The organism is Trichlorobacter thiogenes, assembly GCF_900167465.1.
GTDB lineage: Bacteria > Desulfobacterota > Desulfuromonadia > Geobacterales > Pseudopelobacteraceae > Trichlorobacter > Trichlorobacter thiogenes.
This window is the reverse complement of record NZ_FUWR01000007.1, coordinates 155,030-169,693: the sequence shown is the minus strand read 5'-3', so window position 1 is coordinate 169,693 and position 14,664 is coordinate 155,030. Positions and strand designations below refer to the sequence as shown.

General features: G+C 54.9%; 6 protein-coding genes. 5 read left to right on the top strand and 1 reads right to left on the bottom strand.

The features are described from left to right. The coding region (tnpA, locus tag B5D39_RS08335; protein ID WP_139366720.1) for an IS200/IS605 family transposase at positions 1-222 on the bottom strand (222 nt) is incomplete at its 3' end. A gap of 188 nt (positions 223-410) precedes the next feature. On the opposite strand from tnpA, the gene B5D39_RS08330 reads away from it, so the two are divergent. The 5 genes from B5D39_RS08330 to B5D39_RS08315 all read left to right on the top strand — a co-directional run bounded on the left by B5D39_RS08330 (position 411) and on the right by B5D39_RS08315 (position 14,536). After that, positions 411-713 (top strand): hypothetical protein, encoded by a 303-nt coding sequence (locus B5D39_RS08330; RefSeq protein WP_139366719.1) that lies wholly within the window; start codon positions 411-413, stop codon positions 711-713. A 48-nt stretch (positions 714-761) separates the two neighbouring features. Further along, complete coding sequence (locus tag B5D39_RS16765; RefSeq protein ID WP_139366718.1) at positions 762-911, top strand: lmo0937 family membrane protein; 150 nt, start codon at positions 762-764, stop codon at positions 909-911. A 243-nt stretch (positions 912-1,154) separates the two neighbouring features. Then, the gene (locus tag B5D39_RS08325; protein ID WP_078789999.1) at positions 1,155-3,809 is read left to right on the top strand and encodes a chemotaxis protein CheB; all 2,655 of its coding nucleotides are present in this window, start codon (positions 1,155-1,157) and stop codon (positions 3,807-3,809) included. After that, the gene (locus tag B5D39_RS08320) at positions 3,796-5,526 is read left to right on the top strand and encodes a sigma-54 interaction domain-containing protein (RefSeq protein WP_078789998.1); all 1,731 of its coding nucleotides are present in this window, start codon (positions 3,796-3,798) and stop codon (positions 5,524-5,526) included. The genes B5D39_RS08325 and B5D39_RS08320 overlap by 14 nt, the downstream gene beginning before the upstream one ends. A gap of 253 nt (positions 5,527-5,779) precedes the next feature. Then, positions 5,780-14,536 (top strand): glycoside hydrolase family 94 protein, encoded by an 8,757-nt coding sequence (locus tag B5D39_RS08315; protein ID WP_208610564.1) that lies wholly within the window; start codon positions 5,780-5,782, stop codon positions 14,534-14,536. Positions 14,537-14,664: the final 128 nt, after the last annotated feature.

The window sequence follows — 14,664 nt, the reverse complement described above, 5'->3', positions numbered from 1 at the left end:
AACACTGTACTTCGGTGGAATACTCAACACCAGATGGATGTGGTCAGGCATGGCATGACCCTCGATAAGTTCAACTTCCTTCTGCCGACATAACTGACGGATGATTTTGCCAACTTCTCCTCGAAGCCTGCCGTAAAGAACCTTCTTACGGTATTTCGGCACGATCACAACATGATATTTGCACTCCCATTTTACATGGGCTAAACTTTGCCACTCTCGCATGGCAGTTCCTCCTGTTGATTGCCTTTAGGGGCTTTCCTCAGGAGGAACTATCGCTGGAACGGCAGAGCCTTTTCAAGTCTCACCGGCAGAGCCGGTGGTTTACTGAAAACCTTCAATTAACGTCAAGGCGGCGATTGGACGCGATCCAACCATGGAGCGACCTTATGAAAATTTCAGGAATATGGAAGTTGAAAGCAATAGCCTGCGCAATCATTACCGGGAGTCTGTTATCAGCTGCGTTTATCGTCATGGATGCGGCCCCGGCAAGTGCCAGAGACGACAACAGACGCCAGGACAGAAGAGATAATGAACGTTATGAGCATAACAGGCAAAGCAATGACCGTTACCACTATGAACGGGGGAGACGTGTGTATCACCCCTATGGCTACCGGGAACGTATCTATCGACCACCACCGGTACTGTATGCACCTGCACCGCCACCTCCGCCGGGCATCGGAATCTTTTTCCCTCCTTTGTTCATTCATCTCTAAGTGGATGGTCGCAGTAAAGCGACCCAATGCGTTACATAAGGAGATCCTATGCTGTGGACAATTATTCTGGTGCTGATAATACTGTGGTTGCTGGGCATGGTTACCTCATACACGATGGGCGGACTGATTCATATTTTACTTGTCATTGCAATTATTGTGGTGCTGGTACGGGTTATTCAAGGACGTAAAGTATTGTAAGCAAAGCAATCATGACCACCCACAGTGAGGGTGGTCATGATTGCCTGGACAGGGCAGTAAGGGTTCGGGACAATCGTTGGTGGTCACGCCATTGCCGGGATCATCTGCTTAAATATCAGCGTTCCATCAAACAAAGACAAAATACCTGCAATCAACAGCTCCATACAGCACAGACATTCGTATCAGTAGAACAACTGCCACATTTCTTAAGACAATCACAAAAATGCTGGTATAGTTAAACTTATGAAAAAACAGTCAAAACCTAAAAAAACTGGCATTCTGCCAATCCCGCCTCCCTTGTTGGAAACGCCGTTAGGACAGAATAAACTCCATTTCCCCATCGTCGGGATTGGAGCATCAGCTGGTGGCCTGGAGGCGCTGGAACAGTTTCTGGGGCAGGTCCCCCAGGCCAGCGGCATGGCCTTTGTGATAGTCCAGCACTTGGACCCGACCCACACCGGGCTGCTGCCGGAAATCCTGCGACGTGCCACCAACATGGAGGTCTTTCAGGCCAAAGACCTGATGGAGGTCAAACCGGACTGTATCTACGTTATCCCCCCCAACAAAGAATTATCCATCCTGCACGGCACATTGCACCTGTTTGCACCAACCGCCCCCCGTGGCATCCGCCTCCCAATTGATTTTTTTCTACGCTCTTTGGCAGAGGACCAGCAGGAACGCAGCATCGGCGTGATCCTTTCCGGTATGGGCTCGGATGGAACCATGGGGCTGCGAGCCATCAAAGAAAAGGCTGGGGTGGCGCTGGTTCAGGCACCTGAATCAGCTCGATTTGACAGTATGCCAAGAAGCGCCATTAACGCAGGGCTGGCTGATCTGGTGGCCCCTGCCGAGGTACTGCCCGGAAAACTGATCGACTATCTGCGCCATAGCCACATCAGCGCCAGAATGGCACCAGAACCAGAGGAAAAGGATCAGAGTTCTCTGGACAAGATCCTGATCATGCTCCGTTCAAAGAGCGGCCAGGACTTTTCGCTGTACAAGAAAAACACGGTCTACCGGCGGATCGAGCGACGGATGGGGATTCACCAGATCAGCAAAATCAGCAGCTACGTCCGCTTCCTGCGGGAAAACACCCAAGAGGTGGAACTGCTCTTCAAAGAGCTGCTGATCGGCGTCACCAGTTTTTTCCGCGATCCGGCAGCATGGGAGCAACTGCGGCAGGATGTCATCCCGGCGCTTTTGGCCAGACATCCATCCGGTGGCACACTGCGGGCCTGGTCAACCGGCTGCTCAAGCGGCGAAGAGGCCTACTCACTTGCCATCATCTTTAAAGAGGCATTGGAGCAACATAAGCCTGTAGAAAACTTCAAGCTGCAGATATTTGCCACCGACCTGGACCATGACGCCATAGACAAGGCCAGACAGGGGTACTATCTGGCAAATATCGCAGCTGATGTTTCTCCTGAACGGCTACTACGTTTTTTTGTGGCTGAAGAACAGGGGTATCGGATCTGCAAAGAGATCCGCGAGATGGTCACCTTTGCCCCCCAGAACGTCACCATGGACCCTCCCTTTACCCGGCTTGATATCCTGATCTGCCGCAATCTTCTGATCTATCTGACACCGGAGCTGCAGAGGAAACTCCTGCCGGTATTTCATTACAGCCTGAGTCCCGGCGGTGTGCTGTTTCTGGGAAGCTCTGAATCGGTCAGCACCTTTACCGAACTGTTTGCACCGATTGATATCAAATCAAAGCTGTTTCTGCGGCGTGAATCAGTCCTACCCCTTGAAACATTGGCGCTTTCAAGCTCATTTACCCATAAACGGCCCGAAGCTTCTAAGGAGTTGCCAATGCTGAAACCTGCGGTGAATCTTCAGACCCTGGCAGAGCAGTTGCTGTTGCAGCATTTTTCTCCCCCGGCAGTGTTGGTCAATAACAAGGGTGATATCCTCTACATCAACGGCCGAACCGGAAAATATCTGGAGCCGGCGGCCGGCAAGGCCAACTGGAATATCTTTGCCATGGCCCGGGAAGGGCTCCGTTTTGATCTGGGCAGCGCCTTCCAGAAGGCGCTGAAACAGACTGAACCGATCACGGTCAAGGGACTGAAGATTGGAGCCAACAGTAGCACACAGGCCGTTGACATGACGGTGCAGCTGATTGACGAACCTGAGATGTTGCGGGGCATGCTGTTGATTGTCTTTACTGATGTGGAAACACCGCCCAAAAAGAGACGTTCAATCAGTGTCAAGTCTACGCAGTCTGACACTGACAGGTCTGCCGAACTTGAGCATGAACTGCGGCTCGCCAGGGAACTGCTTCAATCAACCCGTGAAGAGAATCAATCATCACAGGAGGAACTCACCTCTGCCAACGAGGAATTGCAGTCCACCAATGAAGAGCTGCAGTCCACCAATGAAGAACTGACCACCTCCCGTGAAGAGATGCAGTCTTTAAACGAGGAACTGCAGACGGTGAATGCCGAGCAACAGTCCAAGATGGATGAACTTGCCAGGGTCAACAACGACATGAAAAACCTGCTGAACAGCACTGAAATCGTCACCATATTTCTGGATAACGAGCTTCATCTCAGACGGTTCACCCCTGGAGCGGACAAGATCTTTAAACTGATTCCAAGCGATGTAGGACGACCGCTTTCCGATATTGTCAGTGACCTGCACTACCCCGAGATGTCCCAGGAAGCACGGGAGGTACTTCGGACGCTGGTCTTTTCAGAGAAGCAGATTACCGCCACTGACGGACGCTGGTTCTCTGTGCGGATCATGCCCTATCGCACCATTGAAAACATTATTGGCGGGGTAGTGCTGACCTTTACGGATATCAGCGAAACCAAAAAACTTGAAGCAAAACTGCTGGAAGAAAATGTCAAACTGAAGAGCCTGTTACAGGCGAGGGGTTTGCATGAAAACGGATAACGACAAGCGGTTCGTACCGACTTCAGACGAACTGCGCCACAACGCTGAAGAACGGTTACGTCAGACAACAGGTAACGTTGACTCATCCGGTCCCCAGGAAGACCCCCTGAGAACTCTCCACCAACTGCAGGTCCACCAGATCGAACTGGAGATGCAGAATGAAGAACTGCTCCGGGCCCAGGACGAACTTGAACGCTCGCGCACTATATTTTCAGAGCTCTATGACTTCGCACCGGTTGGTTACGTCACCTTGGACAGACACGGACTGATTCAGGAAGCAAACCTTACCGCCGCCCGGATGCTGGGTACTGATCGGCAGATGTTGATCAATAAGCCATTCATCACGTTTGCTGCTGATCCGACTGACAGAGATCTCTTTTCCCGTCACCTCACACAGGCCCTGCAACATCGGGATGTCCAGCGCTGTGAAATCAGGCTACTGAGACAGGACATTGCAACCATTTTCTATGGACAGCTACAAAGCATCTCTGTTGGTGCCCCCAAAGGCAAAAACAGCTCCATCCTCTGCTCCATTGCCGATGGCACAGCCACCAAAGAGCTGTCAGATCAGCTTCAAAAGGCCCACGACAGCCTTGAACAGCTGGTGTCTGAGCGCACCAGGGAGCTGACCAGCGCCAACCTGCAGCTTAAGCAGGAGATTGAGGAACGCAAAAAAGCAAAGGAGTCTTTGCAGGTGGCCTATGCAGAGATCAAAACCTTGAAAGACCGGCTGCAGGCTGAAAATATCTATTTAAAACAGGAGGCTTCCGCAGAACACAGCTTTGGCGAGATTATTGGTCAAAGCAAAGCGCTTTCCCAGGTATTCCTGCAGGTCGAGCAGGTAGCCCCCATGAATGCCACGGTCTTGCTGCTTGGCGAAACCGGCACCGGCAAGGGGGTTATTGCCCGGGCTATCCATAACCGCAGCTCCCGCAAAGACCGGCCCATGATTACGGTCAACTGCACGGCCATACCGGCCAACCTGTTTGAAAGCGAGCTGTTCGGGCGGGAAAAAGGGGCCTTTACCGGGGCCCACCTCCGCCAGATGGGACGTTTTGAACTGGCGGACGGTGGCACCATCTTTCTTGACGAAATTGGCGAAATGCCACTGGAACTGCAATGCAAACTGTTGCGGGTCATTCAGGATGGCGAGTTTGAACGGTTGGGCAGCCCACGCACCACCACGGTGGATGTACGGATCATTGCAGCCAGCAACCGGAACCTGGAGGAAGAGATCAAGAACGGCAGATTCAGGGAAGATCTGTTCTATCGGCTGAATGTCTTCCCGATCATGATCCCGCCGCTGCGACAGCGTAAGGAAGACATGCCGCTGCTGGTGAATCACTTTGTTGCCAAATTCAACAAGAAGATCGGCAAGAAGATCGAGACCATCTCAAAAGAGACCCTGCATGCCCTGCAGGAATACCATTGGCCCGGTAATATCCGGGAACTGGAAAGCGTGATAGAACGGGCGACCATCACCAGCCAGGGCACCACCCTGCAGGTACTGGATCGCTTTGACACCTTCCGCAAGCCAACAAGCGAATCCGGAGATATTGAGGTTAAAGCCCTGGCTGATCTGGAACAGGAACATATCCTGCAGGTGCTTCAGCAGACCGGCTGGCGCATCGAAGGCAAGAACGGCGCAGCAGTCCTGCTTGGCCTTAACCCCAGCACCCTGCGGGCCCGGATCAGAAAACACGGCATCCACCGATAAGAGAGAAAATGGCACGCAGGCACTAACCCACCATATTTAGCAGTCACGTTATATTTGACGGTTTCTCTGTAACAGGTTCAGATCAACCGGCAGGTCACCTCCCCTGTTTTCTTTGTACAATCAGCCCTCTGCAGGTTCTTCCATGGCCTGACCGTACTGGCACGGTAGTTGCGCTTTAGCTTCTACTTATCAAATCAGCCCCCCTATATCTACGCTAGCTTCCAACCCGGCTAAAGGAGAACGCACTATGACGATGAGCGGCAAACCCGTTCGCGGAAACCTTTTCCGTGCCTGGAAGCGTCTCTGCAAAAACAGCCTGGAACAAAAAATACTCCAGGATGACCCGCCCCTTCGCTCGGAACTATTCAGCGCCAATCAGATGGAACAACACGGCAGGATTCTGGCTGGCATGCACCGGCTAAAACCGGGGCATCATCAGGATCAACTTTTGGGGCGTCTGTCCGAAAATGAACAGCTACTGCTTGAGGTCTACAACCTGCTGAACGATGATGTTAAGTCAGACCAGCGGATTACGCCGGCCGGAGAATGGCTGCTTGATAACTTCTATCTGATTGAAGAGCAGATCAGAACTGCCAAACAGCACCTGCCAAAGGGCTACAGCCGGGAGTTGCCCCGCCTGCTGGATGGCATTTCAGCCGGGCTGCCACGGGTCTATGACATTGCACTGGAGACCATTTCCCACGGTGATGGCCGGGTTGACCCGGAAAATCTGAGCAGTTTTGTGGCTGCCTACCAGTCGGTAACGGTGCTGGAGCTGGGTGAACTCTGGGCCATACCGATCATGCTGCGTCTGGCCCTGATTGAGAACCTGCGGCGTGTTGCCGCCCGTATTACGGGCCATAGGCTGGACCGCAACCGTGCCATCTACTGGGCTGATCAGATGACGGAGATTGCGGCAAAGGACCCCAAAAGCCTGATTCTTGCCATTGCTGATATGGCCCGTTCCACACCACCGATGACCAGTCCGTTTGTTGCAGAGCTGACCCGGCGTCTACATGGACGTGATCCTGCGCTGGCCCTGCCACTGACCTGGGTTGAACAACGCCTGGCCGAGTCAGGCACCACCATTGAACAGATGGTACATACTGAAAGCCAGATGCAGGCAGCAGATCAGGTTTCAATAAGCAACAGCATCGGCAGCCTCCGGTTCCTGGGGGCAATGGACTGGCGCGAGTTTGTTGAAAGCATGAGCCATGTTGAGCAGATTCTGACTGAAGACCCTGCTGATGTCTACGCCACCATGGATTTTACCACCCGTGACCGCTACCGCCACATAATCGAGAAAACAGCCAGACTCAGCCAGTTATCTGAAAGCGAAGTGGCTCGTAAAGCGATCAAACTGGCCCATGAAGGGGTAGAGCAGCATGGTGGTGATGATCGCCGGGCCCATGTCGGATTTTACCTGATCGACAAAGGCCTGCCGCTGCTGGAACAACATACAGAAGTACGCCTTTCAGCAGCTGAACTGCTCTGCAGCATCGGGCAACGGTTTCCCCTGACGCTGTATGGTGGCACCATCCTGCTGCTGACATCACTGCTAACCTGCTGCTTTGTGCTCAAGGCTTACGATGATGGACTGCAGGGCTGGCTGCTGTTTCTGTTAGGGCTGCTCTCCCTTGCCTGTACCAGCCAACTTGCAATCGGTCTTACGAACTGGCTGGCAAACATGCTGGCCACACCGCGCCCACTGCCTCGTATGGATTTTTCAAAGGGTATCCCCAAGGGGTTACGCACCATGGTGGTGGTGCCCACGATGCTTACCAGCAGGCAGGGGGTTGAAGCGCTGGTCAAGGCCCTGGAAGTCCGCTTTCTGGGCAACCGCCATGACCAGCTCCACTTTGGTCTGCTGACTGATTTTTGTGACGCCTCTTCAGCAACACTGCCGGAAGATACTGCTCTGCTGCAGCTGGCGGAGCAAAGGATCAACGAATTAAATGATACCTACCGCACTGGTTGCGGCGGCAGTTTTTTCCTGTTTCATCGCCCACGGGTATGGAACCCCCAGGACCAGATCTGGATGGGGTATGAACGCAAGCGGGGCAAACTGGCTGATCTGAACGGTCTGTTGCGGGGTAACAGCCTGGATCGTTTCTCGCTTGTGGTCGGTGATACCACTGTCCTGACTGAAATAAAGTATGTGATCACCCTTGATACAGACACCCAACTGGCCCGTGATGCAGCCTGGCAGTTTGTGGGGGCCATGGCCCACCCGCTGAACCGCGCCCAGTATGATCAACAACTGCAGCGGGTTGTTGCCGGGTACGGCATTATCCAGCCACGGGTAGCAGCAAGCCTCTCCGTTGCAAAACGCTCACACTATGCGCGGATTTGCACCAGCGAGTTGGGGATTGATCCCTACACACGGGTGGTGTCTGATCTGTATCAGGACCTGTTTGGTGAAGGTTCGTTTATCGGCAAAGGGATCTATGAGGTTGATGCCTTTGAGCTGGCACTGGCGAACCGCTTCCCGGATAACCGGATTCTGAGTCACGATCTCCTGGAAGGGTGCTATGCCCGATCCGGCTTGATGAGTGATCTGCAACTTTACGAAGAATACCCGTCCAGCTACGGCTCAGATGTAAGCCGTAGACACCGCTGGATTCGTGGCGACTGGCAGATTGCACGCTGGATACTGCCAACAGTTCCCGGCCCCGATGGCAGCAGACTAAAAAACCCGCTCTCACTGCTGTCCCGCTGGAAGATCTTTGACAACCTGCGACGTAGCCTTACCGCAGCGGCGCTGACACTGCTGCTGCTGACAGGCTGGACCCTGTCGCCCTCTGCCTGGTTCTGGACCCTGGCGGTGCTGGGTATCATCCTGATCCCGACCCTGGCGGCCTCAGCCCTGAATCTGCTGCACAAACCTGACACCATAACGATTGGACAGCACCTTGCTACAGCTGCTGATAGTGCCAGACAGCAACTTGTCCAAGAACTCTTCACACTGGTCTGCCTGCCCTATGAGGCTTTTTACAGTCTGGATGCCATTATCCGCACCAGCTACCGGATGTTGTTTTCCCACAAACTGTTGCTGCAATGGAACCCCTCAGAGGAAGCGGATCGCACCGGACGCAGCGACCTGCCCGGCTTTTATCGTACCATGTGGGCCAGCCCTGCCCTGTCCATGGCGACCCTGGCCAGCCTGGCCCTGTTGAACCCGGCTGCACTGGTTGTGGCCACTCCCCTGTTGGCGCTCTGGTTTGGCAGCCCTGCCGTTGCCTGGTGGTTAAGCAAACCACGTATCCGCCGCCAGGAAACACTTACTGATACACAGACCCTGTTTCTACGGAAGCTGTTCAGAAAGACCTGGGCTTTTTTTGAGACCTTTGTCGGCCCTGATGATCACTGGTTACCACCTGACAACTTTCAGGAACATCCTGTCCCGTTAATTGCCCACCGCACCTCGCCAACCAATATGGGGCTGGCCTTGCTGGCAAACCTGGCAGCCTACGACTTTGGCGTTATTTCCGCAGGGAAACTGCTGTATCGGACCCAAAAGACGCTGCAGACCATGGAAGGGCTTGAACGGTACCGCGGCCATTTCTATAACTGGTATGACACGCAGACCCTGCAGCCGTTGCTGCCGCTGTATATTTCATCGGTGGATAGCGGCAATCTGGCAGGCCATCTGCTGACCCTGCGGCCCGGCCTGCTGGAGCTATGCAACCACCCTGTTCTGGGGCCACAGTTCTTTGAAGGATTACAGGTTACGCTGGCTATTGTATATGATCAGCTGGCCACAATCCCCGCAGGAGCAACTTCCAACCAGCTCCTGCAGTTGCAGCACCGGCTTGCGTCAATAAGCCGCTCGCAACCAGCCACCCTGTCGGCATTACAAAGTTGCGTTGATCAGCTTGCAATCTCTGCAGCAGAACTGGCAGCAGGTCTGGAACGGATCGACAGTTCCCCTGAACGAGGGACATTCTGGTGGGCCAACGCCTTTTATAATCAATGTCAGGATGCCGCCCATGAGCTGCTGTTACTTGCTCCCTGGACAAAAGCCACTGCTACCCGCCATGATCTTCACGACCTGCCTGATCTTGACCGGATTCTGACCCTGCACGAACTGGCAACATTAGAGACCAGGCTTAAACCGGCCTTGAAAGCCCGGCAAGATCTGGTGAGCAGTCTGGCTGAAAGCGCCTGGCTTGACAACCTGACCCGCAAGATTGCGTTAGCCAGCCAGCACGCTGCAGCAAGGATTACGGACTGCAAAAAAGCTGCCTTGCAGTGCGAACTGCTGGCGCGGATGCAGTATGATTTCCTGTATGACGAGACACGCCATCTGCTGGCCATCGGCTATAATGTCGGCGAATGTCGGCGGGATGCCAGCTACTATGATCTGCTGGCCTCTGAGGCCCGCTTTGCCACCTTCATAGCCATTGCCCAGGGGCAACTACCCCAGGAAAGCTGGTTTGCCCTGGGCCGTTTGCTGACCATTGCCGGTGGAGAACCGATTCTGCTCTCCTGGAGCGGATCGATGTTTGAATACCTGATGCCGCTTTTGGTAATGCCGACCTATGATCAGACCCTGCTGGACCAGACCTGCAAGGCGGCTGTTGCCTGGCAGATCCTGTACGGCAAAAAACGTTCGGTTCCGTGGGGTATTTCTGAATGCGGTTATAATGCCATTGACGTGCATCTTAACTACCAGTACCGCGCCTTTGGAGTGCCTGGTCTGGGGCTAAAACGGGGGCTTGATGAAGACCTGGTGATCGCGCCCTATGCCTCGGCCATGGCGCTGATGGTGGCGCCCGGCGAGGCCTGCCGGAACCTGCAACGGCTGGCAGCTGACGGCCATGAGACCAGATACGGTTTTTACGAGGCGATTGATTACACCCTTCTGCGTCTGCCACGGGGACAGTACAGCGCCGTGGTCCGTTCGTTCATGGCCCATCATCAGGGCATGAGCCTGTTGTCCTTATCCTACCTGCTGCTGAATCGTCCCATGCAGCGACGGTTCGAATCAGATCCGGCCTTCCAGGCCACCCTGCTACTGCTGCAGGAACAGATTCCCAAGGCCACCGCCTTTTATGCCCACACCACCGGCATTTCAGAACGTCATCTGGCCAGCAGCAGCCAGGAAACACCAATACGGGTATTCAAGACAGCGTCCACACCCAACCCAGAACTGCAGCTGCTCTCAAACGGCAGGTATCATGTCATGGTCACCAATGCCGGTGGTGGTTACAGCCGCTGGAAAGACCTTGCCGTTACCCGCTGGCGAGAAGACCGCACCTGCGACAACTGGGGCACTTTCTGCTATATCCGCGATGTCACCAGCAGGGAGTTCTGGTCAACCGCCTATCAGCCAACCTTGAAACCGGCACAACAGTTTGAGGCGATCTTCTCGGAAGGACGGGCAGAGTTTCGCAGCCTGAATCACGGCTTTGATACCCATACCGAGATCGCTGTATCACCCGAGGATGATATTGAACTGCGACGGATCAGGATTACCAACCGTTCGCGGACTCGGCGGTCCTTTGATGTAACCAGCTATGCAGAGGTGGTGCTGGCACCGGCTGCTGCTGATGCACTGCATCCGGCCTTCAGCAACCTCTTTGTCCAGACCGAGATTATCCGTCAGCAGCAGGCGATTCTCTGCACCAGGCGGCCACGCTCGCAGGATGAGCATGCACCCTGGATGCTGCATCTGATGGCGGTCCATGGGGCACAGACCGGAGAGGTTTCCTATGAAACCGACCGGATGCAGTTTATTGGCCGTGGCAACACCGTGGTTGATCCGCAGGCACTGGTTGGAATGGGTGATTTTTTCACCGGGGCGCTTTCGGACAGTGAGGGGTCGGTGCTGGACCCGATTGTATCCATCCGCTACCGGATCACCCTTGAGCCGGAGGAATCGGTCACCATCAACATGGTCACCGGCATCGGCGCAACCAGGGCAGAGGCGTTGAGTCTGGTTGAGAAATACCATGACCGCCGCCTTGCAGACCGGGTCTTTGATCTGGCCTGGACCCATAGCCAGGTGCTGCTGCGCCAGCTTAACGCCTCCAAGGCCGATGCCCACCTCTTTGGAAGGCTGGCCAGCTCAATCATCTATGCCAATCCATCGCTGCGGGCCGATACCGCAATCCTGATCAAAAATCACCGGGGACAGTCAGGGCTCTGGGGCTATGCCATTTCCGGTGACCTGCCGATAGTGCTGCTGCAGATTGAGGATATTGCCAATATCGAGCTGGTACGCCAGCTTTTGCAGGCCCATGCCTACTGGCGTCAGAAAGGGCTGGCCGTTGATCTGGTGATCTGGAACGAGGATCGTGCCGGGTACCGCCAACAGCTGCATGATCAGATCATGGGGCTGATTGCCGCTGATATTGAAACCCATATAACCGACCGGCCAGGCGGTATCTTTGTACGGCCCGGAGACCAGATTGCAGCAGAAGACCGGATACTGATCCAGACCGTTGCCCGCGCCGTCATCATGGACAGCCGCGGTTCGCTGGCAGACCAGATCTATGGCCGGACCTTGCCGGAACTGACCGTGCCGCTCCTGATACCCACCAGAAGCCATCGTTCCGAACCGTTAACCGTGGCACCATTGCCACGCAACGACCTGACCGCATTTAACGGACTGGGCGGCTTTACGCCGGATGGACGGGAGTATGTGATTACCACGGCACCGGGCCAACTGACACCGGCACCCTGGGTGAATGTGCTGGCTAATCCGCAGTTTGGCACGGTCATCTCAGAGAGCGGACTCGGCTATACCTGGGCTGAAAATGCCCATGAATTCCGGCTTACCCCCTGGGGTAACGACCCGGTGGGTGATTCACGGGGAGAAGCACTGTACCTGCGGGATGAAGAGCGGGGTCATTTCTGGTCACCCATGCCGCTGCCCTGCCGTGGCACAACCCCCTATGTCACCCGTCACGGATTTGGTTATAGTGTGTTTGAACATACTGAACGGGGTATCTGCTCCGAGGTATGGGTCTATGTAGCCCTTGACGCAGCAATCAAGTTCACGGTTATAAAACTACGCAACGATTCAGGCCGATCCCGCCGTATCTCGGCAACCGGCTATCTGGAATGGGTGTTGGGGGATCTGCAGCCAAAATCAGCCATGCATGTCGTCACTGAAACAGACCCGATCAGCGGCGCGCTGTTTGCACGCAACCCCTACAACACGGAATTCAGTAACCGGACCGCTTTTTTTGACGTTGATGACACAACCCGCAGCATAACCGGCGACCGAACTGAATTTCTGGGACGCAACGGATCGCTACAGGCCCCGGCGGCCATGACCCACACCCGGCTGTCCGGCAGGGTTGGGGCTGCCATGGATCCCTGTGGTGCAATCCAGGTCAGTTTTGATCTGGCTGCCGGAGAAGAGCGGGAGATCATCTTCAGGCTTGGCCTGGGTAAAGATACCAATGACGCCAGAAGACTGGCCAGCCGCTTCAAAGGAACGGCTGCTGCACGGGCTGCCCTGGATGATGTCTGGCAACACTGGGCACACACCCTGGGCACCGTTTATCTGGAAACACCTGACCAATCCCTGAATCTGCTGGCCAATGGCTGGCTTTTGTATCAAACCCTGGCCTGCCGCCTCTGGGCGCGCAGCGCAACCTATCAATCCGGTGGCGCCTTTGGTTTCCGGGATCAACTGCAGGACACCATGGCACTGGTCTATGCCCGACCGGATCTGGTGCGTGAACACCTGCTGCTCTGCGCCTCCCGCCAGTTCCATGAAGGCGATGTGCAGCACTGGTGGCATCCTCCTGTTGGCCGTGGGGTCCGCACCCACTGCTCCGATGATTATCTCTGGCTTCCCCTGGCAACCTGCCGCTATGTCCTTACCACCGGAGACACCGGAGTCCTGGATGAACCGGTCCGGTTTCTGCTGGGCAGCCCGCTGAAAGAAGATGAAGACTCCTACTACGACCTGCCCGGACGTTCCGAAGAAACCGCAACGCTGTATGAACACTGCGTCAGAGCCATTTTGAACGGACTTAACTTTGGTGAACATGGCCTGCCGCTGATCGGCTCCGGTGACTGGAACGACGGCATGGACAGGGTAGGTGAACAAGGCAGGGGCGAAAGCATCTGGCTGGGATTTTTTCTGTATGACGTGTTGATCCGCTTCAGCACGCTTGCCAGCAACTACAGTGATCTGCCCTTTGCCGAGCAATGTGCCACGGAGGCGGCAACGCTCCGCACAAACATAGAGCTGCACGGCTGGGATGGTGAATGGTACCGCCGCGCCTATTTTGATGATGGCACGCCGCTTGGATCATCCATCAACCCCGAATGCCAGATTGATTCAATCAGCCAGAGCTGGTCAGTGCTTTCCGGCGCAGGAGATCCGCAACGTTCACTAACCGCCATGGAAGCGGTGGACAAGCGGCTTGTCCGTCGCCAGCACGGCCTGATCCAACTGCTTGATCCACCCTTTGACAAATCTGCGCTTAATCCCGGCTATATCAAGGGCTATGCCCCCGGAGTACGGGAAAACGGTGGGCAGTACACCCACGCCGCCTGCTGGGCAACCATGGCCTTTGCCCAACTGGGGGATAATTGCCGGGCCTGGGAACTGTTCGGCATCATCAACCCGATCAACCATGCCCGCACCAGTGAACAGACAGACATCTACAAAGTGGAGCCCTACGTGGTTGCCGCTGATGTCTATGCCATCCCGCCCCATACCGGCCGGGGAGGCTGGACCTGGTACACCGGATCGGCATCCTGGATGTATCGGTTGATACTGGAATCACTGCTGGGAATGAAACAGGAAAAGGACAAACTGCAGTTTACGCCATGCCTACCGCCTGAGTGGGAGGGGTTCACGATCCACTACCGCCATCGCGAGACGGTCTACCACATCACGGTCCAGCAATGTGCGGCCAATACAGATGAGGTTGGTTCAGTAAGCGTGGATGAGGTTTTGCAGCAGGACAACTGCATCACCCTGGCTAATGATCATAGTGAACATTGGGTCGTGGTGAGGATAGCCAGTCAAAGACGACCATAGGCAACTGGCCTACATGGAGAAAAGCTATGAAAACTAGGCGTCATTCTCAATCAAGAATTTGGTTTTACCTTCCGATAGAGAGGTATCCCTCTTTGTTGGAGTTCCATGATGACTCGACACGTATTACG